Consider the following 26,300-nt stretch of genomic DNA (forward strand, 5'->3'; position numbering starts at 1 on the left):
TGTTCCGCCAGGAGCATGGCTGGGTAGCTACGTACGGACGGGATAAGCGCTGAAAGCATCTAAGCGTGAAGCCCCCCTCAAGATGAGATTTCCCAGTATGTAAGACCCCTTGAAGACGACGAGGTAGATAGGTTGGAGGTGGAAGTGCAGCAATGCATGGAGCTGACCAATACTAATCGGTCGAGGGCTTATCCAATATTAAATCGCAGATTCGTTTCGGATTCAGTTTTCAGGAATCAAGTTCCTGTGTGGATTTATATGGCACCAGATCGTTTGGAGAGATACCCAAGTGGCTATAAGGGGACCCTCTGCTAAGGGGTTAGACTGCGTAAGCGGTGCGAGGGTTCGAATCCCTCTCTCTCCGCCATTCCTAAATCCATAATCAATTAATGTGGCGGCGTAGCTCAGCTGGCTAGAGCGTACGGTTCATACCCGTGAGGTCGGGGGTTCGATCCCCTCTGCCGCTACCATATTTTCGGAGGCTTAGCTCAGCTGGGAGAGCATCTGCCTTACAAGCAGAGGGTCGGGGGTTCGATCCCCTCAGCCTCCACCATTTTTATCTATAGTACACTTTTACACCGTGCCGGTGTAGCTCAACTGGTAGAGCAACTGACTTGTAATCAGTAGGTTGGGGGTTCAAGTCCTCTCGCCGGCACCATTCTTTTTACAAATGCGGAACCGTGGTGTAGTTGGCCTAACATGCCTGCCTGTCACGCAGGAGATCGCGGGTTCGAATCCCGTCGGTTCCGCCATTTTATTTTTGGCTTGTTATATGGCTCGGTAGCTCAGTCGGTAGAGCAAAGGACTGAAAATCCTTGTGTCGGGGGTTCGATTCCCTCCCGCGCCACCATAACGTGGAGGCTTAGCGAAGTGGCCAAACGCATCAGACTGTAAATCTGCTCACGTACGTGTTCGGTGGTTCGAATCCATCAGCCTCCACCAGTTTTATGAGCCATTAGCTCAGTTGGTAGAGCACCTGACTTTTAATCAGGGTGTCGAAGGTTCGAGTCCTTCATGGCTCATTCCAAACAGAAAGTCATCATCTCCGGATGGTGGCTTTTTTGTGTTTTCAGGATCATTTTCATTTTATTTCAATATCCAGTTTAAAAATTTCTGCTTCGTTTAATTATAAGTTTATAATAACGAACAGAAATGAGGGTATTCCTGTGAGATATGATGCGATTATTGTTGGAGGCGGATTTGCCGGCCTTCAGGCTGCTATACAATTAGGACGCTACTCTGTGCACCGTGTACTGGTCATTGATGCGGGCGTGGGAAGATCAACGCTGTGCCGAAGCTATCATAATATACTTGGATGGCCGGATGGTATATCGGGCGAGGAGCTGCGCCATAAAGGCAGACAGCAAGCCCAGACAGCAGGTGTCGAGTTTAAAACGGACAGAATCGTCACGGCGCAAAAGAGGGATGATCACTTCCTGTTAACAGGACAGCATGGACAACAGTATGAAGGGACAACCTTGCTGCTTGCAACGGGGGTAATGGACCGTTTCCCGGAACTGCCGGGAATAAAAGCAACCATGGGCAGAACTCTATACGTCTGTCCTGACTGCGACGGCTACGAAATTGAGAACCGGCAGACAGTCCTGCTGGGCTCTGGTGATGCCGGTGCAAATATGGCTTTTGTTTTACGTGAGCGTACCGGGGATCTTACTTATATCAATCATGAACGTGAACCTGTTTCTCAAGAAAATATAGACCGTCTCCTTGATGAGGGAATCAGATACATTGAAAAGGGTGCTGCAGAGATAGTTCATGAAAATGACGGATACATTAGGCAGGTTATTCTGGAGGATGGGGTAACGGTTCCGGCAGAGCGGGGTTTTATAGCTTTTGGCAAAAATCCCGTTCATTCGGAGCTTGCTGCCCAGTTGGGGGTAACACTCCATAAGAATAAACATGCGGAAGCCAATAAGCGCTCTTTAATGACAAATGTTGAGCATCTTTGGGTAGCCGGTGATCTTGCTGTTCATGCCGAACAGGCTACGGTTGCTATGGGTGAAGGAGCGATTGCCGGGATCTGGATGAATAAAGTCCTTAAAAAGCTTAATCCTCCCAGGCTTCCAGTGTCCAAATATGCAGTTTACAGTACTGAAGGCACTGATTAGAAGAATTCATGTTATCTCAACATCCTTCAGAAGGGCCTTACCGCATCTTATTGCAAAATATGATAAAATAGTCGAAAAGAGCAAAAGTGGTGGAGCATGGTGACTATGGATAGTGAGGCTTTGCGTCAAAGGTTGGAGCAGCTCACGGGAAAAAGAACCGGAATCAAACAGCTCGGGAGGCAGCATTCGGCTTCCCTTTTTGGTGCAGGTACAGAACAGCAGGACGAGCCGGTTACGCATGAAGGACATCTATGGGTTCCTTTATATGAGAATGAGGGCCGGTTCACCGCACTTTGGGTCGAGATGGAAGGCCTGTCCCCGCTTGAGCTGCAATTGGTCAATTATGCGGCTCGTAATTATGCTGTCGCCCTCAAGGCTACCGGTATAAAGGAAGAAGGCGAGGTGGAGGCGCGTCAGCTCAGCGTCTGGCTTAACTCCCAGCTGGAGCAGGAAAAGATTGATGCAGAAATACCTGATGATATGACACTTAAGGGCCGTTTATTCGGAGATATGATTCCTTTTCTGCTGGTCAGTGAAAATGTGCATAACCCGCAGATGACCTACCGTACTTTAATGAAGCTGCTGCGCAATTATTTCGAGAATGAAATACTGCTTATCCCCCTGCAGGAGAAGGAATGGCTAATTTTAACCCGTAAGGAACTGCTCACCGGCGGAGATGATAAGGAAGACGAGGAAGAAAGTGAAGATGAGCTTCTGGCACAGACCAGCATGGGACTGCATGAGCTGATTGCCAGTGAGTGGGTGGGGGTATTTCATCTGGCTGTGGCCCCGGCAATTATCCCGGTAAAAGGCCTGACAGGCTCAGTTGCTCTTCTGCGGGAGACTATAGTGCTTGGCCGGATCTTTCAGGTCGGTGATTATATCCATCTGCCGTGGGAGCTGCATATGGAGCGCCTGATTAACAGTATTCCCGACAGCCGGCGGCGGCAGCTGCTTGGACAGATCGGCGATTACTCTTCCGTGCTGGCAGACAAGGAGATGCTGCTTACACTGGAGACGTTCTTTGAAATGGACTGCAATGTAAGTGAGACAGCCAAGAAGCTGTACATCCACCGCAACACACTGCTGTACAGGCTGGATAAGATCAAGCAGGAAACGGGAGCAGATGTGCGGAGCTTCGGGGATGCGGCAATTGTGAAGCTAGCCATGTTATTGTATAAAGTGACGAAAAGAAAATAGGTTTTTTGTGAACGTTACAAATAGCCAGTTCTGCACGTCTGGGGTAAGATAAATGTACAAGAAAGCGATTTATTTTTATCCTAATTAATTAACTCGAGGGGGAAATATAATGGCAGGCGTACGTTTAGAGCACATTTTCAAAAAATACCCGGGTTCCGATAAAGCAACAGTAATGGATATCAATCTTGATATTAAAGATAAGGAATTTCTCGTACTGGTTGGTCCTTCCGGTTGCGGTAAATCCACAACACTGCGTATGATCGCAGGTCTGGAAGAAATCTCTGAAGGAAAAATGTACATTGGCGACCGTGTAGTTAATGACGTTGCTCCTAAAGACCGCGACATCGCGATGGTATTCCAATCCTACGCATTGTATCCGCACATGAGCGTATATCAGAACATGGCATTCGGTCTGAAACTGCGTAAAGTGAAGAAAGAAGAAATCGACAAGAAAGTACGCGAAGCTGCGAAGATCCTCGATATCGAGCACTTGCTGGAACGTAAACCTAAGGCTCTGTCCGGTGGTCAACGTCAACGTGTCGCTCTGGGCCGTGCGATCGTCCGCGATCCGCAAGTCTTCCTGATGGATGAGCCGCTCTCCAACTTGGATGCTAAGCTCCGTGGTCAGATGCGTGCCGAAATCACCAAGCTGGTTAAACGTCTTGAAACCACTTGTATCTACGTAACGCATGACCAGACAGAAGCCATGACGATGGGTGACCGTATCGTAGTTATGTACGACGGTATCATTCAGCAGGCTGCTTCTCCTGAAGAGCTGTACAATGAGCCTACTAACCTGTTCGTAGCCGGATTCATCGGATCCCCTACAATGAACTTTATCAATGGTACCCTGAGCGATGTTAACGGTGCTGTTCGCTTCCGCGCTGAAAACCTTGATGTTGAAGTTCCAGGCGGCAAAGCAACAATCCTGCGCAGCAAGGGCTACATCGGTAAAGAAGTAATTCTTGGTCTTCGTCCGGAAGATATCCATGAAGAGCCAGTATTCCTGGAAGCTTCCCCTAACACAATCTTCTCTTCCCTGGTAGACGTTACAGAAAACCTTGGTCACGAAATGCTCCTCTACTTGAGCGGCGTGGGCACAGGAACTGTAATTGCCCGTGTAGACGGACGTTCCACTACCCGTGAAGGCAGTAAGCCAAAATTGGCAATCGATATGAACAAAGTTCATATCTTCGATAAAGAATCCGAACTGAACGTATTGCTGGGCTAAGATAGCAGTATCTTCCCTGCTTGAGAGGCCGCCTGAAAGGGCGGCTTTTTTGATATGTAGGCCCCCTCCGGATTAAGCTTGGAGACAGGCATTAAGATTGCATTCATAGACGTTATACATTAAGATAGCAGGAGAATTACCTACGGTTGGGTTTATAAGAATAGCTATCCAGACGCGGGACAGCGGACTTGCCGCAGGCGACGAAAGGAAGAACATACATGGCTAAGAAGGTAAAAGTATCTGAATTGGTACAGCATTTTCAATTAGAAGTGGTTTCCGGGCATGAAGGTCTCAAAAGACCGATAACAGTGGATGACCTCAACCGTCCGGGGCTGGAAATGGCCGGTTATTTCGAATATTACCCTGAAGAGCGCGTGCAGCTGCTCGGCAAAACAGAGCTGGCGTTCTTCTCCATGCTTCCCGAGGAAGAGCGTAAGAGCCGCATCGAGGGAATCTGCACTGACAATACGCCATGTATTGTAATTACAAGAGCACTGGATGTACCGCAGGAGCTGATTGACACCAGTAATGAGAAGGGACTTCCGGTTCTGCGCAGCTCGATGGCGACAACGATTTTTTCCAGCCGGCTGACCAGCTTTCTGGAAGGCAGACTGGCTCCTACTGCAACCATTCATGGCGTTCTAGTCGATGTTAATGGTGTGGGGATGCTGATTACGGGCAGCAGCGGTATCGGTAAAAGTGAAACGGCACTTGAGCTGGTTAAACGAGGACACCGCCTGATTGCCGATGATGCAGTGGAAATCCGCCAAACCTCGGATAATCAGCTGCATGGTACCGCGCCTGAGCTGATCCGCCATCTGCTGGAAATCCGCGGAGTCGGGATTATTAATGTAATGACTTTGTTTGGTGCAGGTGCCATCCGTAATCATAAACGGATAACGCTTGTCGTACGTCTTGAAGCATGGCAGCAGGACAAACAATATGACCGGCTGGGACTGGACGAGGAGACCACACGGATTATAGATACGGATGTTACGCTTGTAACCATTCCGGTGCGTCCGGGACGAAATCTTGCCGTTATTATTGAGGTTGCGGCCATGAACTACCGTCTGAAGCAAATGGGCTTTAACGCAGCTCTTCAGTTTACCAATAAACTTACAGCCACCATCTCTGAAGACATGGATGATCTGGACTAGGAGGAGTGTGTGAACATGTTTTTCTCATTGGCGATTAATCCCATTGTTTTCTCCATCGGTTCGCTTCCAGTACACTGGTACGGCCTGATTCTGGGGACCGGAGCGCTTGTAGGCCTGTTTTTGGCCATCCGTGAGGGTAAACGGTTTAATATTCCGCAGGAGTTTTTCATGGATTTGTTGCTGCTGGGCGTGCCTTCGGCCATTATCGGTGCACGGATCTACTTCGTCGCCTTCATGTGGGACGATTACAAGGACAACCTGATTGATGTCTTTAAAATCTGGAACGGCGGCATTGCCATATATGGCGCCTTAATCGGAGCTATTATCTGCGGCATTATCTATTTCCGCTACAAAGGGTACCCGTTCTGGCGAATTGTAGATATATGCGCGCCGAGTCTGCTTGCCGGACAAATGATTGGCCGCTGGGGCAACTTTGTTAATCAGGAAGCCTATGGCGGTCCGATCGAAGAATCTTTCCTGCGTGATAAGCTGCATCTGCCGGACTTCATTGTTAATCAAATGTACATAGGTGATGCATTTCACCATCCGACGTTTTTGTATGAATCACTGTGGAGTCTGCTGGGGATTGCACTGCTGATGGTACTGCGCCGCCAGAAATTTGTACGGGCCGGTGAGATCTTCCTGTCCTACTTCATCTGGTACTCCATTGGACGTTTCTTCATTGAAGCGCTGCGCACTGACAGTCTGGGCTTCAACGGAAGCAGCGGTGTAGCTTCACTGATTGACGGGCTCTGGAGCCCGATGAAATGGCTGGGCTTTGAACAGGGCTATTTCGATCCGGCATACGGGAACATCCGGATCTCACAGCTGCTTGCCCTGCTGATTATCATCGCGGCGATTATCATTATTGTCGTACGCAGAGTGACTGGCCAGGCGAATGCTTATTACTCTGACCCTATTGTCAGCACGAAGGCTGCAGCCAGTGAACCGGTTGTGCCGGAGCATGCCGCGGTTACTCCGCAGAAAGCCCCGCAGGATGCACAGTCTGAAGCAGACCAAGCGGAGAATGAGCCACGTAAGGAGTAATTATTGAAATGATAGAATATGTGTTGTTCGATCTGGATGGAACGATTGTTAATACTAACGAGCTGATCATCAACTCATTTATGCATGCGCTCAAGGAGAATAATCTGCCCCCGCTAAGCCGGGAGCAGATTATTCCTCATATGGGGACAACGCTGCAGCAGCAGATAAGCACCTTCTCCGGGCTGGTGGACACAAGTGCACTTGAACTGTCCTACCGTGCTTACAACAACGCTCACCATGATGAGCTGATTGCAGCCTTTCCGCGTGTAAATGAGACGATGGACGAGCTGTTGCGGCGCGGGATCAAGCTGGGTATTGTCACAACTAAGATTCGGCCGACTACCCTTAGAGCGCTGGAGATGTTCGATCTTCTTAAGTACATGGAGACCATTGTTACCGTGAATGATGTAGAGCACGCCAAGCCACACCCGGAGCCGGTGCTGACGGCACTCCGCAACCTGAATGCAGATCCCAAGCATACGCTTATGGTCGGGGATAGTGTTGTCGATATCCAATCAGCCCAGGCAGCCGGCGTGCGTGTAGCCGGGGTCTCATGGTCGCTTAAAGGGGAAGAGACGCTGCGTAAATATCATCCGGATTATATCATTCATGACATGACCGATTTACTGACTATTGTAGAGCAAGGGTGAAATAAACCGTGAGAAAAGTTACCCGTTATCCGGTCGAGGGGCATAACTCGCTCTGGTATATTTATCGTACGGTCAGCCCCTGGAAGGGTGTGCGCAATTTCATTTTTATCCAGATTGCCAGGTACTGTCCGATTCTGCCGGTCAAAAACTGGATTTACCGCAGCATACTCGGTATGAAGGTGGGCAGGCATACGGCGTTCGGCCTTATGGCGATGGTCGATGTGTTTTTTCCGGAGAAGATAACGGTCGGTGAAAATTCAATCATTGGCTACAATACGACGATTCTGGCGCATGAGTATCTCATCAAGGAGTATCGTCTGGGTGAGGTCATTATCGGTGAAAATGTACTGATCGGAGCGAACACGACCATTCTGCCGGGCGTTACGATTGGGGACGGGGCCGTTGTTGCCGCAGGCTCGGTAGTACACAAGGACGTGGCACCCGGCTCGTTTGTCGGCGGTAATCCGCTCCGGGAGCTGCGTCCGGCTTCCGCAGGAGCGCTGCAGGAAGAAGAATAACAGACAGGATACCGGAATAGCCCTGCAGTTTCAGAATGCGTGTACCGGCGCAGAAGCTGCAGGGTTATTTTAATGTACATGGGCCTTCAGCGGATATTATCGTAACTGTTCTTAAAAAATTCAGAAAGCTTTAAGTGCCCCGGCAGAGAAAGAAGCGGTATACTTGTACTTATGATAAAAAAGGCGTAGCTGACACAAGGGCGCTGCAGAAAATACATCAGAATGAATAAACAGCATAGGAAGGCCTCCTGATGGGTTCAGTCATCATGTTCCGCTCGCTTGGCATCTATATGATCAGCCATTATAAGCAGAGAAGAGGATAATTATCATGAATGAAGCCAGACAGGAAAGACTGCCGCAGCTGGATATTTACCGCGCCTTGGCGATTACGGGCGTTCTGCATGTGCATTCTTCATCTTTTGCCGCCGGGGAGCAGGCGCTGAATTCTCCCTTTTATTATTGGCTTAACTGGATCAATATCTTTTTCAAGTTCGGGACTCCGTCGTTTATTTTTCTCAGCAGCTTTGTGCTGTTCTACAATTATTACGGGCGTCCAGTTACGAAAAGTCTGATCGGCAGCTTTTACCGGCGCAGGCTGAAGTACATTTTGCTGCCCTATCTGCTTGCTTCCATTGGATATTATGTGCTGACTCTGTATGTGAACGGGGTACTGATGCAGCAGCCGGCGGAGAACCTGTCCAGCTTTCTGGGGGCGCTTTTTTCAGGATCAGCATATGCGCATTTGTATTTTGTCTTTATCAGTATCCAGTTCTATCTGCTGTTTCCCTTACTATTGAAGCTGCTGCAGAGCTCGGAATTTTGGGTAAAGTGGGCTTTTCCGCTTGGGCTGACGCTGCAGTGGGGATTTATTTTCTGGAACAAATATCAGCTTCATATAGTGGAGAAGGGCAGTCTGGCTATCTCTTATCTGGCTTATTATATGCTGGGTGCGTATATTGCAGTTAACTTTGAAAAGGTGAAGCAGTGGCTGGTAAAGCCATGGAGCGGACTTACGGCTCTGCATAAAAGGCTGACAGTGCTGCTGTTCACCGCTTGGCTGGCGGCAGCTTTTATCCATGTCCAGTTATGGTATGAAGCCCGCCACTTCGGCAACTGGACAGATTCGCTGTGGTACGAGCTGCTATGGAATGTTCACACGCTGTTGTCGGCGCTGGTGCTGCTGTACGTAACTTTTTTGCTCTACAGGAAGGCTTCGCGCAGGCTGGTTGCTTTTTTGACAAGGCTGGGGGAGCTGTCATTCGCAATCTATCTGATTCATCCGCTGCTGCTCGCCGTATACAGACGGTTCCGCTACGGCATTTCGCCTGATTCATTGCTCTATGTAGGGTTTATCTATGGCGGACTTCTGGTTGCGCTGGCTGGCAGCTGGATTATCGTGCAGTTTGCTTTCCGCAGAATTCCGCTCGCATGGATTGTGTTCGGCAATGTGCCGCGTTCGCTGTCCCCTGAAGCTAAGGTGAGACAGACGGGAAGTGAACAGGTGCGCTCTGAGATGAAAGGGAATCATGGGCTATAAAAAGGACTAATTATAAGCTGGGGTATGAGCATCTGGGATGCGGAGCTTAACAGGAGGAAGGTAAATGGGACAAAAGGAAAGAATTCCGCAGCTGGATATTTTCCGGGCAATTGCAATCTTTGCGGTACTGGCGATTCATGCCACTTCACGGACATTATCGGAGACACTGGACACAGGCATGTTTCATCCGTTTTTGTTCATCAATAAATTCAGCCAGTTTGCGGTACCGTCTTTTGTATTTTTAAGCGGATTTGTACTGTTTTATAACTATATCGACCGTCCGCTCAGCGGGAAGACACTGGGGAAGTTTTATAGCCGGCGGCTGATCTATATTATTGTGCCTTATTTCGTTTTTTCAGTGCTGTATTTCATATTAAAAATGACGGCCGGAGATACCTGGAATATGCCGCTGGAGGATATGGCAGCCAAGCTGTGGAAATACCTCTGGACGGGGACAGCCTACACCCATCTGTATTACATCATTATTATTATCCAGTTCTACGTGCTGTTTCCGCTTATGCTGTGGTGCCTGCAAAAGGCCCGCAAGCTTGCTGCCTGGGCACCGGTCATCGGGCTTGCCCTGCAATGGGGCTTTGTGCTGCTGAATAAATATATGACGAACAACGGATACTGGCAGCTGTCCAAGGGCAGTCTTTCAATCACCTATTTCTCCTATTTCCTGCTGGGAGCGGGGGTTGCCGTATACTACAGCTCTCTGAAAAAATGGCTGATTCCATCCCGTGAGGGCTGGAAATCCGGCAGAGGCGGGGCCTGGATCGCACTGTGGCTATTATGGGCAGCGGCAGGTGTTATCCATGTGCAGCTGTGGTTCAACAACTACACCAAGAAAACAGTGATTAACAGCCTCTGGTATGAGGGCTTTTCTAACCTTCATGCGCTGCTGTCCTGTCTGGTGCTGCTGCAGCTGTCTTTCCTGCTGTATGGAGCGGGCCGCAGTCTGCTGACGCGAATGCTGATCTCGGTGGGCGCGTGCTCGTTCGGCATCTATCTTGTGCACCCGGCGGTTCTGTTTTTTTACCGGAAAATTCCGTTTCACGGCGGTTCACTGGCCTATACGGCGGCTATCGCCGGGGGCTTCCTGGCGGCGCTCCTGCTCTCATGGCTGGTCGTGGCGGTTGCCTTCCGGTATGTAAAACCGGCCTGGGTTCTGTTCGGCTCCGCGCCGCAGAAACCGAAATCCAAAGCAGCCGTCTAAGCAAAAATAAAGCGCCGGCATGGTCTGTATGATGCAGACTATGCCGGCGCTTGTTCATTATGGAGGGGCAGCCGCCTACTCTCCGGCCTGTTCACGCTGGAAGTGGGCTATGGCTTCATACTGGCTCTCCAGGCTGCGGAAGACGGAGATAAAGATAGGCAGCAGCTGCTTGTAAACCTTGGCATGCGCTTCTACCGGTTCATGCCGGTAAGTGGAGCCGATCATGTCAAATACAATATCGAGCGATGCGGTCCGCCCGGTGGCATACAGCCCCAGCACGACTGCTCCAAGGCAAGAGCTCTCAATACTCTCCGGTATGATGACCTCCTGATCAAAAATATCGGCCATCATCTGCCGCCAGAGGGAGGAGCGGGCAAATCCGCCGGTAGCGAGAATCCGGCTTGGGCGGCCAATACGCTCCTCCATGGCCAGGAGTACGGTGTACATGTTAAAAATGACACCCTCCAGCACGGAGCGGATCATATGCTCCTTGCGGTGGGTCATGCTCAGCCCGAAGAAGGAGCCGCGTGCATCCGGGTTCCATAACGGGGCGCGTTCACCGGTGAGATAGGGATGGAACAGCAGCCCGTTGCTGCCGGGAGGCACCTGCTCGGCTATACGCGTGAGTACCTCGTAAGGATCAATACCGAGGCGCTTCGCGGTTTCCACTTCCGAGGCGGCGAACTCATCGCGCACCCAGCGGAACAGCATGCCGCCATTGTTCACCGGACCGCCGATCACCCAGTGATTCTCGGTCAGCGCATAGCAGAAAATCCGGCCCTTCGGATCAGTCAGCGGGCGGTCGACTACGGTACGTATGGCGCCGCTCGTACCGATGGTAGCAGCTACTACGCCAGGTTCAATCGCGCCTACACCAAGATTGGACAGTACCCCGTCGCTGGCTCCAATAACAAATGGTGTTGAATCAAGCAGTCCAAGCTGCTCTGCAAAGCCCGGAAGCAGCCCCTGGATTACCCGGGTAGTCGGCACAGGCTCGGACAGCCGGTCAGCGGTTATTCCGGCAATACGCAGTGCCTCCGGGTCCCAGTCGAGCTTCTCCAGATTGAACATACCTGTGCAGGAAGCAATGGAATGATCGACAACATATTTACCGAACAGCTTGGCGAAGACATATTCCTTAATGGATATGAATTTATAAGTTTGCCGGAACAGCTCCGGCTGCTCCTCACCCAGCCACATCAGCTTGGTAATAGGTGACATGGGGTGAACCGGTGTGCCTGTGCGCAGGTACAGCTCATGTCCGTTCAGCTCATTTTTGAGACGGGCGGTAGCAGCGCTGCTCCGGTTATCGGCCCAGGTGATACAGGCGGTAAGGGGCTTGCCGGCAGAATCAACAGCGATTACGCTGTGCATTGCGGAGCTGAAGGAGAGAAACAGCAGTTCGTCCGGACGGATTGCGCTTTGCTGCATCACTGCTGCTATCGTATGAAGGACAGCGTTCAGGATCTGATCCGGGTCCTGCTCGGCGACGGACGGAGACGGCTGATGCAGCGGGTACCCCTCACTCGCCTGAGTGACGATGCTTCCATCCTCTCTGAAGAGGACGGACTTGGTGCTTGTAGTTCCAATATCAACGCCGATCATATACGATGGATTCAAGTTCACAGTCCTTCTTTCTGCTTGAGAATAGATACTTGGAACGCTGAATGCAAAAAATTGCAGTAGAATTTTATTAGTTCATTATAGTATCCGCGGAGCATAGTGGCAAAGAGAGGAATCATTAAGCTGGGTAAGTAACGAAAGAGGGGCTGGAGGAGAGGTGTCATCCGGTGTAAAGGTAAGGTATTATTGACGTAGGAAGACAGTCCATGATACGATGTTCCCACCACTTTACTTTACTACCACTTTACCATAGTAAAGCGAATTACATATCTATTTATGAACTCTGACGAGGTGACCCATGAAGATGTCCAAGCCGAAGGGATTCGAAAAACCGGCGGGTGTGCGCGATTATCTGCCGCGCGCAGTCAAGAAGCTGCGTAAGATTGAACATGATGTGCTGCACTGCATGAGCCGCTGGGGATATCAGCAGATGATAACCCCTACACTGGAATATTACGATACGGTTGGTGTGGCCAGCTCTACATCAGACCAGAAACTTTATAAACTGCTAAACAACCGGGGGCAGGCGCTGGTGCTCCGCTCAGAAATGACAGCTCCGGTGGCCCGGGTGGTATCCTCCCTGCTCAAGGATGAGCCTCTGCCACTGCGCCTGTCTTACCACGCCAATGTCTTCCGGGCTATTGAAGAGGAGGCTGGACGGGAGGCGGAATTCTTCCAGACCGGCGTGGAGCTGGTCGGTGATGATTCCCCTGAGGCGGATGCCGAGGTTGTTGCACTGGCGATCGCCTCGCTGCAGGCAGCCGGCGTGAAGTCCTTCAAGATTGCCATGGGCCATGTGGGCTTCCTTGACGGCTTGTTCCAGGAAGCAGTACCGAACCTGCCGGAAGCGCAGGAGGAGCTCAAGAGCCATTTGCTCGGCCGCGACTATGTAGCCTTCAGGGATACGCTGCGGCGGCTAGACCTGACGGATGCCCAGAAGAATGAGCTGTACGGGCTGCTGCGCCTGCGCGGCGGCAAGGAAATCTGCGGGCAGGCGCTGGAGCTCAGCAGTCACCCGCTGGCCCGGGCCTCCATCGAGCATTTGTGCAAGGTATGGGAAGTGCTCGTATCCTATGGGGTTTCGGAGCATGTGCTGATCGATCTGACTATGGTCGGTGATTTCTCTTATTATACCGGTATGACGTTTGAGGGCTATGCCTCTGAGCTCGGCTTCCCGGTATGCAGCGGTGGGCGTTACGACAACCTGCTGCAGCAGTTTGGCCGGGCGGTTCCGTCAACAGGCTTCTCCCTGAAGACGAACCGGATTCTGGACGGGGTGACCGGTATGCCGGAGGAAGAGGAGCTGCCTGTGCTGATCCAGTATGACGCGCAGCGGCGGACCGAAGGGCTGGCAGAAGCTGCAAGGCTGCGGTCTGAGGGGCATATGGTGGTGACCAGACTTGCCGCAGGCCCGGAGGATCTGAAGACCGTAAAACGGCTTGACCCGGAGCGGGTTCTGGCGGATGGCGGGCAGTACGGTGAAATCTATACCTTCGTGTCTTTTGTAAGCGAGCATGGCTGAGCAGAAGAGGAACGGATGAACTAATAGAGTAGTAAAGAGTGATAAGAAACGGAGGCAAGTGACATGGGGCAGATACTGAAGGTAGCCATGCCGAAAGGCCGGATTTACAATAAAGCGGCAGAGATGTTCCGCCAGGCGGGCCTGCCGATTCCCCCGGACGGGGAGGAGTCACGCAAGCTGGTCATATCATTGCCTGAGGCGGGTATGGAATTCATTCTGGCCAAGCCCGTAGATGTGCCTACCTATGTGGAATATGGCGTAGCGGACATCGGAATCGTTGGAAAAGACGTGCTGCTGGAAGAGGAACGTGATGTGTATGAGCTGCTTGATCTGGGCATTGCACGCTGCCGGATGTCCATTATCGGCCTGCCTAACTGGCAGCCGGGCATTCAGCAGCGGGTAGCGACCAAATATCCGAATGTCGCTTCACGTTATTTCCGGGAGCAGGGCCAGCAGGTAGAGGTTGTGAAGCTGAACGGCTCCATCGAGCTTGCACCGCTGATCGGTCTGGCAGACCGCATCGTCGATATGGTGGAGACGGGCCAGACACTGAAGGATAACGGGCTGGTGGAGATGAAGAGCATCTTCGAAATTACGAGCCGCCTTGTGGCTAACCGGGTAAGCTACCGGATGAAAAATAATGAGATCCAGCAGCTGTGCGACCGTCTGCAGGCCGTTATCGGCGAGCCGGGGCTACAGCTGAAATAATAACGGGAAGCCCAAGCAACGGCATGTCTCACGAAGCCGTACGGGCAGGCGAATGATCGATAGAAGGCGTCGGGATACAGGAACAAAGCTTTACATGTGCAAAAGGGGGAAGCGGCGGTGAAGGTGAAGTCGAGCAAGGATTTTAAGCTGCAGCGGGATGTGGAGTACGGAACGCCGGAGCAGAATGAGACCGTAAAGCAAATCGTAGCTACTATAAAAAAAGAAGGCGATGCCGCGCTGCTCCGGTATACGGAGCAGTTTGACCGCACGGTGCTGACTGCAGCGGAGCTGCGGGTGACACCTGAGGAGCTGCAGGCTGCGTACAGTCAGGTGGAGGATTCATTCGTTACCGCGATCCGCGCCGCTGCGGTTAATATCCGGGCGTTCCACGCCCGCCAGAAGCGCAGCTCCTGGATGGATCTGCAGCCGGACGGCACGATCCTCGGCCAGATCATCCGCCCGCTGAAGCGGGTGGGCGTCTATGTTCCCGGAGGCACGGCGGCTTATCCGTCGTCCGTGCTGATGAATGTCATTCCGGCACAGATTGCCGGTGTGCCGGAGATCGTTATGGTCACCCCGCCGGCGACTGGCGGCAAGGCGGGGATTGACCCTTACATTCTCGTTGCCGCCGCTGAAGCGGGCGTAAACGAGATTTACCGGGTAGGCGGCGCCCAGGCCATCGCCGCCCTGGCCTTCGGCACGGAGTCGATCGTGCCGGTCGATAAGATCTGCGGGCCGGGCAACATCTATGTTGCCCTCGCCAAACGCGAGGTCTACGGCGCTGTCGATATCGACAGCATCGCCGGACCGAGTGAAATCGTCGTGCTCGCCGACGATACCGCCGAGCCGGCCTACGTCGCGGCCGACCTGCTCTCCCAGGCCGAGCATGACACAATGGCCTCGGCCATTCTGGTGACGCCATCGCAGAGCCTGGCGGACAGCGTGGCTGCCGAGGTGGAGCGGCAGCTGCAGGAGCTGCCGCGCGAGGCAGTGGCGCGCGCCTCCGTCGAGAACCACGGCGCGATTATCGTCGTGGACTCGCTGCAGGAAGGCATTGAGGTAGTCAACCGGCTGGCGCCGGAGCACCTGGAGGTTGTGGCGGCTGATCCAATGGGTCTGCTGGGCAGCATCGAGAATGCCGGAGCGATTTTCCTCGGCCCGTACAGCTCGGAGCCGGTGGGCGATTATTTTGCCGGACCGAATCACATTATACCGACCAACGGTACGGCGCGGTTTGCTTCGCCGGTTGATGTGGACGATTTTATTAAAAAATCAAGCCTGATCTACTATAGCAAGGAAGCGCTCCTGCGTGACGGGGAGACAATTATGGAGCTGGCCAGACGTGAAGGTCTGGAGGGCCATGCAAGGGCGATTCAAATCAGACTGGAGAACGAAGCGAAGGGTGGAGCAGAAGATGGAGAATAACAATAATGAGCTGGCGGAACGCAAGGCCGGCCTTAGCCGCACAACAAATGAAACGGACATTAAGCTGTCGCTTGGCGTTGATGGCAGCGGCGTTGCCGAGCTGGAAACGGATGTGCCTTTTCTGAATCATATGCTGGATCTGTTCGCCAAGCACGGCCAGTTCGACCTGTCAGTGCAGGCCCGCGGGGATATTGATATTGATGACCATCACACTGTCGAGGATATCGGCATTTGTCTGGGACAGGCGCTGCGTGAAGCGCTGGGCGATAAAAAAGGGATCAAACGTTATGCCAGCGTGTTTGTTCCGATGGATGAAGCACTGGCACAGGTTGTGATCGATATCAGTAACCGCCCGCATTTTGAGTACCGTGCCGAGTATCCGTCACAGCAGGTAGGCAGCTTCTCTACAGAGCTGGTGCATGAGTTCCTCTGGAAGTTCGCGCTGGAGGCACGGATTACGCTGCACGTTATTGTGCACTACGGCTCCAATACCCACCACATGATTGAGGCGGTATTCAAAGCGCTGGGCCGGGCGCTGGATGAAGCGACACTGATCGATCCGCGAGTAAAGGGTGTGCCTTCTACGAAGGGAGTGCTGTAGCATGACCGTTGCAATCGTCGATTACGGCATGGGCAACCTGCACAGTGTCAGCAAAGCCGTGGAGCGGCTGGGCTACGAAAGTCTGGTGACAGGCAAGGCTGAGGAGATTTTTGCAGCGGACAGTGTTATCCTGCCGGGAGTCGGTGCGTTTGGCGATGCGATGGAGCAGCTGCGCGCAAGCGGTCTCGACGGGATCGTGAAGCAGGCTGCCGCCGGCGGCCAGCCTGTACTCGGCATCTGCCTGGGTATGCAACTGCTGTTCAGCAGCAGCGAGGAGTACGGAGAGCATACCGGACTGGATATGCTTCCGGGGGCAGTCGTCCGCTTCGCTGCACGTGAAGGCTTCAAGGTGCCGCATATGGGCTGGAACCGTCTGAGCTTCCGCCAGCCGCAGAGTCCGCTGCTTGAGGGGCTCGAAGAAGGGCATGTATATTTTGTCCACTCCTATCATGCCCAGGTGGAGCAGGAGAGTGACTTGATCGCCGTTACAGACTACGGGCATCCGGTAACGGCAGTAGTCGGGCGGGATAACGTGTACGGCATGCAGTTTCACCCGGAGAAGAGCGGGGAGCTGGGCATGAAGCTGCTGGGCAATTTTTTGCAGATTAAGAACGTGCAGGGGCGGGCGTAAGCACGCTATCAATCTATTATAGGGAAAGCAGGGAACGCCAGATGTCTTCTTTTATCGTGTATCCGGCAATTGATATCCGGGATGGAAAGTGTGTAAGACTGCAGCAGGGGGATTATGCCCAGGAGACGATTTACAATGACAGTCCGGTAGAGGTGGCAAAATCGTGGGAAGAGCAAGGCGGGAAATTCATCCATCTCGTCGATCTGGACGGTGCCAAGGCCGGACATCCGGTAAACGATGCGATCATCGGCGCCATCGCCAAAAATGCGAATGTTCCTGTACAGGTTGGCGGCGGACTGCGCTCGCTGGCTGATGTAGAAAAGCTGCTCGGACTCGGCGTCAGCCGGGTGATTATCGGAACGGCAGCCATCAACGACCATGCATTTACGGAAGCGGTACTGGCCAAATACGGTGATAAAGTGGCGATCGGTATTGATGCGCGGAACGGATACGTGGCAACCCACGGGTGGCTGAACACATCTGAAGTGCGTGCAGAAGATCTGGCAAAAGAGCTCGCGTCCAAAGGTGCAGAGACATTCATCTATACCGACATTTCGCGCGACGGAATGATGCAGGGCCCGAACATTGAAGGTATCCTCTCCATGGCTGCTGCCAGCGGACGGACCGTTATCGCCTCCGGCGGCGTTACCGTCCTGGATGACCTGCTGCGGCTTAACGTACATAGCGGAAGCGGAATCGGCGGAGCCATCGTCGGCAAGGCGCTGTACACCGGCAATATCAATTTGACCGAAGCGCTTTCGGCGCTTGGGCAGAAATAGAAGCAAGTAGAATTTAAAGGGATTTGCAGTTTTGCAGTTTGGCAGTTTTGCGTTTTCGCAGCTTTGCACTTTTGCAGGAGCGCCTAATGTTCAAGCGGCCCCGCAGGGGTTAGCGCTGCCTGCTCCTTGTTGCCGGGTGCGCCTCGGTCTCTCCTAAGACAACTATCCGGGTGTCCAGAGGGCCGGGGCCCTTGGGGTCCCCCTTGGCTAAGGGGGATTTAGGGGGATCGAAAATGCCTTTAGGTTGAGTATTTGATTTTAAGTTTTTTTCTGAAAATTTTACACGGTAAGGTTTTATCTTTGGAGGGATGCCGCATGTTAGCCAAACGTATCATTCCCTGCCTGGACGTAAAGGACGGGCGGGTAGTCAAGGGTGTGAATTTTGTTAATCTTCGCGATGCCGGGGATCCGGTGGAGCTGGCGGCGATTTATGACCGTGAAGGTGCTGACGAGCTGGTGTTCCTGGACATTTCCGCCTCGGTGGAAGGTCGGGCGACCATGGTGGAGGTTGTCCGCCAGACCGCCGGGGAGATCGCGATTCCTTTTACGGTCGGCGGCGGCATCTCGACTCCGGACGATATGAAGCGGATTCTGCGCGCGGGTGCCGATAAGATCGGCATCAACACGGCTGCAGTGAACAATCCCCAGCTTATTCTTGAAGGGGCGCGCCGCTTTGGCTCCCAGTGTATTGTAGTGGCAATGGATGCCAAATATAATGAGGCTTGGGGCGAATGGGAAGTGTACACGCACGGCGGTCGCAAGCCAACCGGTATCCGGGCGCTGTCCTGGGCGAAAGAGGCTGAACGGATGGGCGCCGGCGAGATTTTGCTCACCAGCATGGATGCTGACGGAACCAAGGACGGATTCGACCTGAAGCTGACAGCAGCGGTGAGCAGCCTGGTAGGCATTCCTGTCATCGCTTCCGGCGGCGCCGGGAAGATCGGTGACTTCTACGATGTATTTACCGAAGGTAAGGCCGATGCAGGGCTTGCCGCTACTATTTTTCACTATAAAGAAATTGCAATTCATGATCTGAAGGCAGACTTGAAGTCTAAAGGGGTAGAAATCCGATGAGCCAAGAACAAGAAGCCATTATCGAAAATATCCGCTGGAACGAATCCGGGCTGCTGCCTGCTGTTGTTCAGGATGCACGTACGCTGGAGGTGCTGATGTTCGCCTACATGAATCCGGAGTCGCTGCGGCTCTCGCTTGAGAGCGGCCAGACCTGGTTCTGGAGCCGTTCCCGCAGTGAGCTGTGGCACAAGGGCGGAACCTCGGGTAACACCCAGGCGATTACCTCCATTCATTACGACTGTGACAGTGATACGCTGCTGGTGAAAGTGGTTCCTGAGGGGCCAGCCTGCCATACAGGTGAAAATACATGCTTTTACCGCGAAATCCCGCTTACCGGTCAGGCAGCAGCGGAGCCTCAGCGGACCGCAAGTGCAGATGAAGGGCGTTTTGCCGTACTGGGCGAGCTGGAGCGTGTAATTGCCGAGCGGGAAATCGAGCGTCCAGAAGGTGCTTATACAACCTATCTGTTCGATAAGGGCGTAGACAAGATTCTTAAAAAGGTGGGCGAGGAAGCTTCCGAGACGATTATCGCCGCCAAAAATAAAGACAATGCCGAGCTCCGCCTTGAAGTGAGCGATCTGATCTATCACCTGCTGGTGCTGCTGCAGGAGCGCAAGCTGCCGCTGGATGAGATTTTGGAAGAGCTGAGCGCCCGCCATGAACGTCCGCGCCGCGACTAGGAGGGGGTAGAGGATGCATATCGACTATCATACCCATCATGAGCGCTGCGGTCATGCGGTAGGGAAGCTGGAGGAGTATGTGCAGCGCGGGATTGAGCTGGGCCTGCAGCAGCTGGGCCTGTCCGATCATCTGCCGCTGATTCATGTGGATCCGGACAGCTACTACCCTGAAATGGCCATGCCGCTGGCCGAGCTTCCGCGGTACGTCGAGGAATGCCTGACGCTGAAGGAGCGCTACCGCGGTATCATTGATCTGCGTGTGGGGCTGGAGGCGGATTATATTGAAGGCTATGAGGAGCAGATCCGCGAGCTTTTGTCACCTTATCCGTGGGATTATCTGATCGGCTCTGTGCATTTTCTCGGGGAGTGGGATATTACGGATCACCGGCAGACCGGCGGCTGGGAAGGCAAGGATGTAATGGAGGTATACCGCCGTTATTATAATGCTGTACGGAAGTCGGCGTTATCGGGATTATATGATATTATAGGACATATGGATGTGATCAAACGGTTCGGCTACGGCCCGCAGACTCCGGAGGAGAAGGCTGAAGCCAGGGAACTGGAGCTTAGCGCGCTGAAGGCGATTGCCTCAAGCGGGATTGCCATGGAGCTGAATGCTTCCGGCCTGACCAAGCCCTGTGCCGAAATGTTCCCGGCGGAGCATGTATTGCAACAGGCCCATACGCTGGGCATTCCGCTTACACTCGGCTCTGACGCCCACGACCCGGCCAAGCTGGGTGACGGGCTGCAGGAAGCCCGCAGTCTGCTATGGAATACCGGCTTCCGCGAGCTGGCGGTGTTTGAAGGCCGTCGCCGTTCATCGGTACCGTTTGAGCTTAAATTATGATCTTAATTATGATCCCAGGAGGGTATTATGCAGCATCATCAATTGCGTATTTTTTCCGGTTCGTCGAATCCGAAGCTGGCCGCAGACATTGCGGAGCGTCTTGGTGCACCCCTCAGCCCGATTAAGCTGACCCGTTTCAAGAGCGGTGAGATTTATGTGCATTATGAGGAGAGCATCCGGAATTGCGACGTATTTTTGGTGCAATCCCTCGCTCATCCTATTAATGAGCTGTTCGTAGAGCTGCTTGTGATGATTGATGCCGCCAAACGTGCCTCGGCAAGGACAGTGAACATTATCGTTCCTTACTACGGCTATGCCCGGCAGGAGCGGAAATCTGCACCCCGCGAGCCGATCTCGGCCAAAATGGTTGCTGATGTGCTGACCACCGCAGGGGCGACCCGGGTCATTACCATTGATCTGCACGCGGCCGCCATTCAGGGCTTCTTCAACATTCCGGTGGATCATCTGACTGCGCTTGATCTGATCAGCGGTTACCTGAAGGTTAAGAATATCTCGAACCCTGTGGTAGTTTCGCCGGATGCAGGACGTGCCTCCATGGCCGAGAAGCTGGCCAGCCGGCTGGATTCTCCGTTTGCGATTATGATCAAGAAACGTCCGGCACATAATGAATCCGTCATCACACATGTGATAGGAGATGTTGAAGGAAGAACGCCAATCATCATCGAGGATCTGATCGATACCGGCACGACAATTGTGAATGTGGTTGAGGGCCTGAAGGAGCGGGGAGCCGGCAACAGTATTGTCTGTGCGACACACGGGCTGTTCTCCGGTGATGCGCTGACACGCCTGGATCATGACAATATTGATGAAATTGTTGTCACCGACTCGATCGCGCTGCCTGACGACCACTCTACCCGCTACAAGGTGCTGTCCGTTGCGCCGATGCTGGCAGAAGCCACACGGATTATCATCGAAGGCGGATCTATTGATAAGTTGTTCAGAGACGCGGGAATTTGATTCCCGCGTTTTTCGCTGTGCCAGCGGCGGTGCGGAAGCCGCTTCATCTATTTTCCTGAGGTGCCACCTTCCCTTAGCTTGAGAATCCCCCGCTCACTTGTGTTATACTGTGTGAAGCAGCTAAGCCCAGAGATGGAAACGATAGACTGCTTTAGGATAGGAGCCCGGAGTGCCCTTATGGCACAACTCTCCTATTTTTGCGTGAGGATAAGGAAGCTTACAAAGGGAGGTGCCTTGCTTCCATGATTGAGAGAACTTCAGATGAGACGGAGTTAAGCAATGTCATTCCGGTGACTCTGGATGCCAATTTTTTCTTTGAAAGAGCCGTTCGGTCGCTGGACCGCTTTCAATATGATAAGGCATTAAAGAATTTTCGCAAAGCTGTTGAATATGAGCCGGAGAATCCGGTAAATCACTGTAACATGGCAGGCATCTTATCGGAGATGGGTAATTATAAAGCATCCAATGATATTCTGATCCATGTACTGGAAAAGATCGACCCGGCGATGACAGAATGCCACTTCTACATGGCTAACAATTATGCCAATATGGAGAGCTTCGAGGAGGCAGAGCGCTCGCTGATGACGTATCTTGAGCAGGATGCCGACGGTGAGTATCTGGCGGAGTCCGAGGAGCTGATGGAGCTGCTGCAGTATGAGCTGGACCGTCCGGCTCCGCTGGTCAAGATCCGCAGCCGTGAAGGGGTTGTCGAGCACGACCGTGCCCGTGCCCTGCTGGAGGAAGGCAAGTTTCCCCAGGCGGTAGATCTGCTGGAGGAGATCATTAAAGCAACTCCTGATTTTCTGGCAGCCCATAATAATCTGGCACTGGCCTATTTCTATATGGGCCGTTTTGCAAGAGCGAAGGAATGTCTGGGCGAGGTGCTGGAGCAGGATCCGGGAAATCTGCATGCCCTGTGCAATATGGCTATCTTCCTGCAGTATGCCGGGGACCGTGACCAGCTGGATACGCTGCTTGCAAGGCTTGAGACCACCGTGCCCTTCCATAAGGAGCATGTGTTCAAAATGGCCACCACGATGGGCATCCTGGGCCGGCACAAGACTGCCTACAGTCACTTCCTCCGCCTGCTGAAGGATGAAGAGGTTGGCGCAGACGCGAGCCTGTTCCATTATTGCGCTGCTGCTGCGAGCAACAGCGGGTTGCACAGCGACGCCTTGCGCTGCTGGCGGCAGGCCGCCAAGCTTGATCCGGCTTCGCCCGTACCGGCTTTCTTCCTAGCCCAGCTGCAGCAGGCGCTGGCAGAGGGCCGGCAAATGTCGCCGGTCAGCTATAATTATCAGCTGCCTTTTCAGGAGCAGCTGAAGCAGTGGAAGAACAACGCCAGCAGCTTTACAGCTGAAGTACGCAGCAATCCGCTGCTGCGGGCCTCCTTCTTCTGGGCACTGCGCTACGGCGATTCCGGGACCAGAATGCAGGTTACCGAGGCGCTCCGCTGGATTGAGGACGAGGAGATGTCCGAGATGCTGGGAGAATTACTGGAGCAGGAACCGCTCCAGGAGGAGAAGCTGCAGGAAGCGGCATTGATCAGCCTGCAGCGGCTGATTGGAAGCAGCCTGAAGGAAAACCCCGTTTCGGCAGAAGAGCAGGAAATGGTGCAGGGGGATTTGCCTTCTTCAACAGAGAAGGTATAACCCCGGCAAGGTAATATAAGCAAGCAGGTATAAATGCAGCGGGATTCTGCATCCTTATATTGTTTACCCGAAACAGTGAGAGGGCTTCTTCTGAAGCCCCGCCGCTGTTTCTTCTTATAAATCATTACCTACTCGTAAGGAGGCCATAGTGATGTACAAAACGATTGTAATCGGAACAGGCCCGGCAGGGCTGACTGCCGCTATTTATTTGGCCCGCGCCAATCTCAGCCCGCTCGTAATTGAAGGCTTGCAGCCGGGCGGACAACTGACAACGACGACAGAAGTGGAGAACTTTCCTGGCTTTCCAGAGGGAATTCTCGGCCCTGATCTGATGGAGAATATGCGCAAGCAGGCTGAGCGCTTCGGTGCACAGTTCAAGAACGGCTGGGTGGAATCGGTCGATTTCTCACAGCGTCCGTTCAAAGTGAAGGTGGATGGGCTGGGCGTGCTTGAGGCGGAATCGGTCATCATTTCAACCGGCGCTTCCGCGCGGTATCTGGGAATTCCGGGCGAGCAGGAGAATGTGGGGCGCGGGGTAAGCACATGCGCCACCTGTGACGGATTCTTTTTCCGCGGCAAAAAGATTGTCGTTGTCGGAGGCGGAGACTCCGCCATGGAGGAGGCCAGCTTCCTGACCCGGTTCGCCTCTAACGTAACGCTGGTTCACCGCCGTGAGGAGCTGCGCGCTTCCAAGATCATGCAGGACCGGGCGCGTGAGAACAGCAAGGTGACCTGGGCGCTGAACCGCACCCCGCTGGCCGTAACAGTCGGAGATACAGGCGTAGTCAAAGGATTAACCGTCCGCAATAATGAGACAGGCCAGGAAGAGCTCATTGAAGCAGACGGCGTATTTGTGGCCATCGGCCACACGCCGAATACAGGCTTCCTGGGTGGACAGATTACAACGGATGCCAATGGATACATTGTGGTGAACCCGGGTACGACGGAGACGAATATTCCGGGTGTATTCGCCTGCGGCGACGTGCAGGATACCCGTTACCGGCAGGCAATCTCTGCAGCCGGAACCGGATGTATGGCAGCGATGGATGCCGAGAAGTATCTGGAGGGCACAATGGTGCATGACTGGAGCGAAAGCCTCGATAAGTAAAGTTTGAAGTATCACTACATGATCAAGCCGGTAATTCCGCTTATACGGGATGCCGGTTTTTTTGTGCGTGGAACGGATGATTACTCCGGCTTTAACCCGCGCAGCAGGGAGGCGCAGGCGGCAGTCTATTTATTTAAAAAATAAAGTACATACCGGCTCTAACTTAGTGATTGCAATCACAATCTGCAATTATGGCCTATGCTAAGCTGGTGTTGAGAAGAGTTCTCAATAAGTGGGTTAAAGGAATGGTGTCCATGAACAAAGTGCTGAAGATGGATGAGTCCATATTCGAGCTGGTGAGCCGGCATCCCGAGGTAACCGGCATTATGGTGGAGCTGGGGTTTCAGGATATTGCCAAACCGGGGATGCTGCAGACCGCAGGCCGGTTCATGACCCTGTCGAAGGGAATCAAACTGAAAAAAATGGATCCTGAAACCGTAAGGCAGACCTTTGTCCGTCATGGTTTCAAGATTGTTGAATAGAAGCATTCCGCATATAAAGGAGAGAGTCTAATGAGTGAATTAATTAACAACCGAGAAGTGGATGTACCCGAGCAGACCCGCCGCCAGGCGATGCTCAAGGAAATTATTAAAGAGCTGCATGCCGGCAAAAGTGTAGATGAGGTCAAAGCCCGTTTTGCTGAAGCGGTTGGTGATGTGACCGTAGCGGAAATTTCTGCAATGGAGCATTCGCTGATGACGGAGGAGGGTATTCCGGTAGAAGAGGTCCAGCGGCTCTGTTCGGTCCATACCGCAATCTTTAAAGGCTCGATCGAGCAGATTCACCGTTCCTCGAAGCCGGAGGAGCAGCCCGGTCATCCGGTGCACACCTTCAAGCTGGAGAACCGCGAAATTGAGCGGCTGGTTAACTTCCGGCTGGAGCTGCATGCCGGCAAGTTCCTGAAGAATGACAGCGGCGAAATTATTTTCAAGCTGCTGGAGGATCTGAATCTTTTACTTGATCTTGACAAGCACTACAGCCGCAAGGAGAATCTGCTGTTCCCTTATCTGGAGAAGTACGGCATCTACGGGCCTACCAAAGTTATGTGGGGCGTGGATGATGGCATCCGGGCGATGATCAAAGCAGCCAAGGCAGAGCTGAGCTCATACAAGGGCAACAAGGAAGAGATCGGTGAACAGCTGGCCCAAATCATTCAGGAAGTTAACGAAATGATCTTTAAGGAAGAAAATATTCTGCTGCCGATGGCGCTCGACAAGCTGACTGAGGATGAGTGGGTCAAAATTGCCCGCGAAAGCGACGAGATCGGCTTCTGTCTGACGGCGCCGGAGCAGGAGTGGATACCGGAACGCTCACCTGAACCGGAAGGCGCAGCTTTCTCTGCTGAGGAGCAGCAGGCAGGCGAAAGCCCGCAGGGCTTTATCAGGTTTGAAACCGGCCTGCTGTCGCTGCGCCAGCTGGAGACCATCATGAACCATCTGCCGGTTGACCTGACCTTTATCGATGAGAATGATGTTGTGCGTTATTTCTCCCACGGTAAGGAGCGGATATTTGCCCGGACCAAAGCGGTCATCGGCCGTACCGTCCAGAACTGCCACCCGCCGCAAAGCGTGCATGTCGTGGAGAAGCTGCTGGAAGACTTCAAGGCAGGCCGCAAGGATGCCGAGGATTTCTGGATCAATATTAAGGATAAATTTATCTATATCCGTTACTTCGCAGTCCGGGATGAAGCCGGACGTTACATGGGAACGCTGGAGTTCACCCAGAATATCGCCCCGATCCGCGCACTGGAAGGCCAGAAACGGATTTTGTCGGAATAGAGTTGGTTTTTGGATAAGGTGCAGGCCTCGGGGCCCGTGCCTTTTTCTGCTGGTTGGGAGAGTGTAGTCAGTATAAAGTTAAGCCGCTTTAGGTGCGGGTCCGTTGGTTAATAGGAAATGCTACCAAAATGGGTCAGCAGGGCAAAATGGCCGAAATGAAAGGCAAAAATGCCTTTGATTCTATTTTCCGTTTATAGCCAGCTGCAAGGATA

The 26,300-nt window shown here is 53.0% G+C and carries 25 protein-coding genes, 8 tRNA genes and 1 rRNA gene; 33 read left to right on the top strand and 1 reads right to left on the bottom strand.

Annotation, left to right across the window (positions count from 1 at the left end; translation table 11 throughout):
* The 18 genes from M2108_RS08880 to M2108_RS08965 all read left to right on the top strand — a co-directional run.
* Nucleotides 1–196, top strand: a 23S ribosomal RNA gene (locus tag M2108_RS08880); the annotation flags it as partial.
* Between the two features lie 79 nt (nucleotides 197–275).
* Nucleotides 276–367 (top strand) — tRNA-Ser (locus M2108_RS08885).
* Between the two features lie 26 nt (nucleotides 368–393).
* Nucleotides 394–470 (top strand) — tRNA-Met (locus M2108_RS08890).
* A 7-nt stretch (nucleotides 471–477) separates the two neighbouring features.
* Nucleotides 478–553 (top strand) — tRNA-Val (locus M2108_RS08895).
* 29 nt (nucleotides 554–582) lie between these two features.
* Nucleotides 583–658: transfer RNA gene (locus M2108_RS08900), tRNA-Thr, on the top strand.
* A 16-nt stretch (nucleotides 659–674) separates the two neighbouring features.
* Nucleotides 675–752, top strand: a tRNA-Asp gene (locus M2108_RS08905).
* A 22-nt stretch (nucleotides 753–774) separates the two neighbouring features.
* A tRNA-Phe gene (locus M2108_RS08910) sits at nucleotides 775–850 on the top strand.
* 6 nt (nucleotides 851–856) lie between these two features.
* Nucleotides 857–942 (top strand) — tRNA-Tyr (locus M2108_RS08915).
* 7 nt (nucleotides 943–949) lie between these two features.
* Nucleotides 950–1,022: transfer RNA gene (locus M2108_RS08920), tRNA-Lys, on the top strand.
* 144 nt (nucleotides 1,023–1,166) lie between these two features.
* Complete coding sequence (locus M2108_RS08925) at nucleotides 1,167–2,126, top strand: NAD(P)/FAD-dependent oxidoreductase (RefSeq protein WP_277468993.1); 960 nt, start codon at nucleotides 1,167–1,169, stop codon at nucleotides 2,124–2,126.
* Between the two features lie 96 nt (nucleotides 2,127–2,222).
* On the top strand, nucleotides 2,223–3,326 hold the full coding sequence (locus tag M2108_RS08930; RefSeq protein ID WP_280776979.1) for a PucR family transcriptional regulator: 1,104 nt from the start codon (nucleotides 2,223–2,225) through the stop codon (nucleotides 3,324–3,326).
* A gap of 109 nt (nucleotides 3,327–3,435) precedes the next feature.
* On the top strand, nucleotides 3,436–4,557 hold the full coding sequence (locus M2108_RS08935; protein ID WP_068721650.1) for an ABC transporter ATP-binding protein: 1,122 nt from the start codon (nucleotides 3,436–3,438) through the stop codon (nucleotides 4,555–4,557).
* Between the two features lie 218 nt (nucleotides 4,558–4,775).
* Nucleotides 4,776–5,714 (top strand): HPr(Ser) kinase/phosphatase, encoded by a 939-nt coding sequence (gene hprK / locus M2108_RS08940; protein ID WP_090718642.1) that lies wholly within the window; start codon nucleotides 4,776–4,778, stop codon nucleotides 5,712–5,714.
* A gap of 15 nt (nucleotides 5,715–5,729) precedes the next feature.
* Nucleotides 5,730–6,761 (top strand): prolipoprotein diacylglyceryl transferase, encoded by a 1,032-nt coding sequence (gene lgt / locus M2108_RS08945; protein ID WP_277468994.1) that lies wholly within the window; start codon nucleotides 5,730–5,732, stop codon nucleotides 6,759–6,761.
* An 8-nt stretch (nucleotides 6,762–6,769) separates the two neighbouring features.
* Entirely contained in the window at nucleotides 6,770–7,411 is a 642-nt protein-coding gene (gene ppaX / locus M2108_RS08950; RefSeq protein WP_277468769.1) for a pyrophosphatase PpaX, read from the top strand.
* Between the two features lie 8 nt (nucleotides 7,412–7,419).
* A complete protein-coding gene (locus M2108_RS08955; RefSeq protein WP_277468770.1) occupies nucleotides 7,420–7,929 on the top strand; it encodes an acyltransferase in 510 nt (169 codons plus the stop codon).
* A gap of 328 nt (nucleotides 7,930–8,257) precedes the next feature.
* Nucleotides 8,258–9,466 carry an acyltransferase gene (locus M2108_RS08960; protein WP_277468771.1) on the top strand — a complete coding sequence of 403 codons (1,209 nt, stop codon included), beginning with the start codon at nucleotides 8,258–8,260 and terminating at the stop codon, nucleotides 9,464–9,466.
* Between the two features lie 64 nt (nucleotides 9,467–9,530).
* Nucleotides 9,531–10,682, top strand: coding sequence for an acyltransferase (locus tag M2108_RS08965; RefSeq protein ID WP_277468772.1), 1,152 nt, complete (start codon nucleotides 9,531–9,533; stop codon nucleotides 10,680–10,682).
* A 75-nt stretch (nucleotides 10,683–10,757) separates the two neighbouring features.
* On the opposite strand, the gene gntK is transcribed toward M2108_RS08965, so the two are convergent.
* Nucleotides 10,758–12,287, bottom strand: coding sequence for a gluconokinase (gene gntK / locus M2108_RS08970; RefSeq protein WP_277468995.1), 1,530 nt, complete (start codon nucleotides 12,285–12,287; stop codon nucleotides 10,758–10,760).
* A gap of 322 nt (nucleotides 12,288–12,609) precedes the next feature.
* Here gntK and M2108_RS08975 point away from each other — a divergent pair, with 322 nt between their 5' ends.
* The 15 genes from M2108_RS08975 to M2108_RS09045 all read left to right on the top strand — a co-directional run bounded on the left by M2108_RS08975 (nucleotide 12,610) and on the right by M2108_RS09045 (nucleotide 26,088).
* A complete protein-coding gene (locus tag M2108_RS08975) occupies nucleotides 12,610–13,827 on the top strand; it encodes an ATP phosphoribosyltransferase regulatory subunit (RefSeq protein ID WP_277468773.1) in 1,218 nt (405 codons plus the stop codon).
* A gap of 63 nt (nucleotides 13,828–13,890) precedes the next feature.
* Entirely contained in the window at nucleotides 13,891–14,535 is a 645-nt protein-coding gene (gene hisG / locus M2108_RS08980) for an ATP phosphoribosyltransferase (RefSeq protein ID WP_039869025.1), read from the top strand.
* Nucleotides 14,536–14,652: 117 nt separating this feature from the next.
* The gene (hisD, locus tag M2108_RS08985; RefSeq protein ID WP_277468774.1) at nucleotides 14,653–15,960 is read left to right on the top strand and encodes a histidinol dehydrogenase; all 1,308 of its coding nucleotides are present in this window, start codon (nucleotides 14,653–14,655) and stop codon (nucleotides 15,958–15,960) included.
* Complete coding sequence (gene hisB, locus M2108_RS08990) at nucleotides 15,950–16,561, top strand: imidazoleglycerol-phosphate dehydratase HisB (protein WP_090718624.1); 612 nt, start codon at nucleotides 15,950–15,952, stop codon at nucleotides 16,559–16,561. The genes hisD and hisB overlap by 11 nt, the downstream gene beginning before the upstream one ends.
* Nucleotide 16,562: 1 nt before the next feature.
* Nucleotides 16,563–17,192, top strand: a complete 630-nt coding sequence (hisH, locus tag M2108_RS08995) for an imidazole glycerol phosphate synthase subunit HisH (protein WP_277468775.1) — start codon at nucleotides 16,563–16,565, stop codon at nucleotides 17,190–17,192.
* A gap of 41 nt (nucleotides 17,193–17,233) precedes the next feature.
* Entirely contained in the window at nucleotides 17,234–17,971 is a 738-nt protein-coding gene (gene hisA, locus M2108_RS09000; protein WP_277468776.1) for a 1-(5-phosphoribosyl)-5-[(5-phosphoribosylamino)methylideneamino]imidazole-4-carboxamide isomerase, read from the top strand.
* Nucleotides 17,972–18,286: 315 nt separating this feature from the next.
* A complete protein-coding gene (gene hisF, locus M2108_RS09005; RefSeq protein WP_090718618.1) occupies nucleotides 18,287–19,045 on the top strand; it encodes an imidazole glycerol phosphate synthase subunit HisF in 759 nt (252 codons plus the stop codon).
* Nucleotides 19,042–19,725, top strand: a complete 684-nt coding sequence (hisIE, locus tag M2108_RS09010) for a bifunctional phosphoribosyl-AMP cyclohydrolase/phosphoribosyl-ATP diphosphatase HisIE (protein ID WP_277468777.1) — start codon at nucleotides 19,042–19,044, stop codon at nucleotides 19,723–19,725. Before hisF ends, hisIE begins: the two co-directional genes overlap by 4 nt.
* A 13-nt stretch (nucleotides 19,726–19,738) precedes the next feature.
* On the top strand, nucleotides 19,739–20,572 hold the full coding sequence (gene hisJ / locus M2108_RS09015; protein ID WP_277468778.1) for a histidinol-phosphatase HisJ: 834 nt from the start codon (nucleotides 19,739–19,741) through the stop codon (nucleotides 20,570–20,572).
* Nucleotides 20,573–20,599: 27 nt separating this feature from the next.
* Nucleotides 20,600–21,550: a ribose-phosphate diphosphokinase gene (locus tag M2108_RS09020; RefSeq protein ID WP_277468779.1), complete on the top strand. Its 951-nt coding sequence runs from the start codon at nucleotides 20,600–20,602 to the stop codon at nucleotides 21,548–21,550.
* Nucleotides 21,551–21,792: 242 nt separating this feature from the next.
* A complete protein-coding gene (locus M2108_RS09025; RefSeq protein WP_277468780.1) occupies nucleotides 21,793–23,202 on the top strand; it encodes a tetratricopeptide repeat protein in 1,410 nt (469 codons plus the stop codon).
* Nucleotides 23,203–23,353: 151 nt separating this feature from the next.
* Nucleotides 23,354–24,310 (top strand): thioredoxin-disulfide reductase, encoded by a 957-nt coding sequence (gene trxB / locus M2108_RS09030; protein WP_277468781.1) that lies wholly within the window; start codon nucleotides 23,354–23,356, stop codon nucleotides 24,308–24,310.
* An 18-nt stretch (nucleotides 24,311–24,328) separates the two neighbouring features.
* A complete protein-coding gene (locus tag M2108_RS09035; protein ID WP_277506154.1) occupies nucleotides 24,329–24,454 on the top strand; it encodes a hypothetical protein in 126 nt (41 codons plus the stop codon).
* Between the two features lie 110 nt (nucleotides 24,455–24,564).
* The gene (locus M2108_RS09040) at nucleotides 24,565–24,792 is read left to right on the top strand and encodes a DUF1858 domain-containing protein (RefSeq protein ID WP_277468783.1); all 228 of its coding nucleotides are present in this window, start codon (nucleotides 24,565–24,567) and stop codon (nucleotides 24,790–24,792) included.
* A 30-nt stretch (nucleotides 24,793–24,822) separates the two neighbouring features.
* Nucleotides 24,823–26,088 (top strand): DUF438 domain-containing protein, encoded by a 1,266-nt coding sequence (locus tag M2108_RS09045; protein WP_277468784.1) that lies wholly within the window; start codon nucleotides 24,823–24,825, stop codon nucleotides 26,086–26,088.
* Nucleotides 26,089–26,300 lie beyond the last annotated feature (212 nt).

The organism is Paenibacillus sp. PastM-3 (assembly GCF_029893965.1).
Taxonomy (GTDB): domain Bacteria; phylum Bacillota; class Bacilli; order Paenibacillales; family Paenibacillaceae; genus Paenibacillus_AQ.

Coding starts and splice junctions, on each gene's coding strand:
- trxB (WP_277468781.1), top strand. CDS start 23,354: ATGTACAAAACGATTGTAATCGGAACAGGCCCGGCAGGGCTGACTGCC.
- hisH (WP_277468775.1), top strand. CDS start 16,563: ATGACCGTTGCAATCGTCGATTACGGCATGGGCAACCTGCACAGTGTC.
- hisB (WP_090718624.1), top strand. CDS start 15,950: ATGGAGAATAACAATAATGAGCTGGCGGAACGCAAGGCCGGCCTTAGC.
- hisG (WP_039869025.1), top strand. CDS start 13,891: ATGGGGCAGATACTGAAGGTAGCCATGCCGAAAGGCCGGATTTACAAT.
- M2108_RS09020 (WP_277468779.1), top strand. CDS start 20,600: ATGCAGCATCATCAATTGCGTATTTTTTCCGGTTCGTCGAATCCGAAG.
- M2108_RS08975 (WP_277468773.1), top strand. CDS start 12,610: ATGTCCAAGCCGAAGGGATTCGAAAAACCGGCGGGTGTGCGCGATTAT.
- M2108_RS08960 (WP_277468771.1), top strand. CDS start 8,258: ATGAATGAAGCCAGACAGGAAAGACTGCCGCAGCTGGATATTTACCGC.
- hisJ (WP_277468778.1), top strand. CDS start 19,739: ATGCATATCGACTATCATACCCATCATGAGCGCTGCGGTCATGCGGTA.
- lgt (WP_277468994.1), top strand. CDS start 5,730: ATGTTTTTCTCATTGGCGATTAATCCCATTGTTTTCTCCATCGGTTCG.
- M2108_RS08930 (WP_280776979.1), top strand. CDS start 2,223: ATGGTGACTATGGATAGTGAGGCTTTGCGTCAAAGGTTGGAGCAGCTC.
- hisA (WP_277468776.1), top strand. CDS start 17,234: ATGTCTTCTTTTATCGTGTATCCGGCAATTGATATCCGGGATGGAAAG.
- M2108_RS08965 (WP_277468772.1), top strand. CDS start 9,531: ATGGGACAAAAGGAAAGAATTCCGCAGCTGGATATTTTCCGGGCAATT.
- M2108_RS08935 (WP_068721650.1), top strand. CDS start 3,436: ATGGCAGGCGTACGTTTAGAGCACATTTTCAAAAAATACCCGGGTTCC.
- hisIE (WP_277468777.1), top strand. CDS start 19,042: ATGAGCCAAGAACAAGAAGCCATTATCGAAAATATCCGCTGGAACGAA.
- ppaX (WP_277468769.1), top strand. CDS start 6,770: ATGATAGAATATGTGTTGTTCGATCTGGATGGAACGATTGTTAATACT.
- hisF (WP_090718618.1), top strand. CDS start 18,287: ATGTTAGCCAAACGTATCATTCCCTGCCTGGACGTAAAGGACGGGCGG.
- hprK (WP_090718642.1), top strand. CDS start 4,776: ATGGCTAAGAAGGTAAAAGTATCTGAATTGGTACAGCATTTTCAATTA.
- M2108_RS09040 (WP_277468783.1), top strand. CDS start 24,565: ATGAACAAAGTGCTGAAGATGGATGAGTCCATATTCGAGCTGGTGAGC.
- M2108_RS09035 (WP_277506154.1), top strand. CDS start 24,329: ATGATCAAGCCGGTAATTCCGCTTATACGGGATGCCGGTTTTTTTGTG.
- M2108_RS09045 (WP_277468784.1), top strand. CDS start 24,823: ATGAGTGAATTAATTAACAACCGAGAAGTGGATGTACCCGAGCAGACC.
- M2108_RS09025 (WP_277468780.1), top strand. CDS start 21,793: ATGATTGAGAGAACTTCAGATGAGACGGAGTTAAGCAATGTCATTCCG.
- gntK (WP_277468995.1), bottom strand. CDS start 12,287: ATGATCGGCGTTGATATTGGAACTACAAGCACCAAGTCCGTCCTCTTC.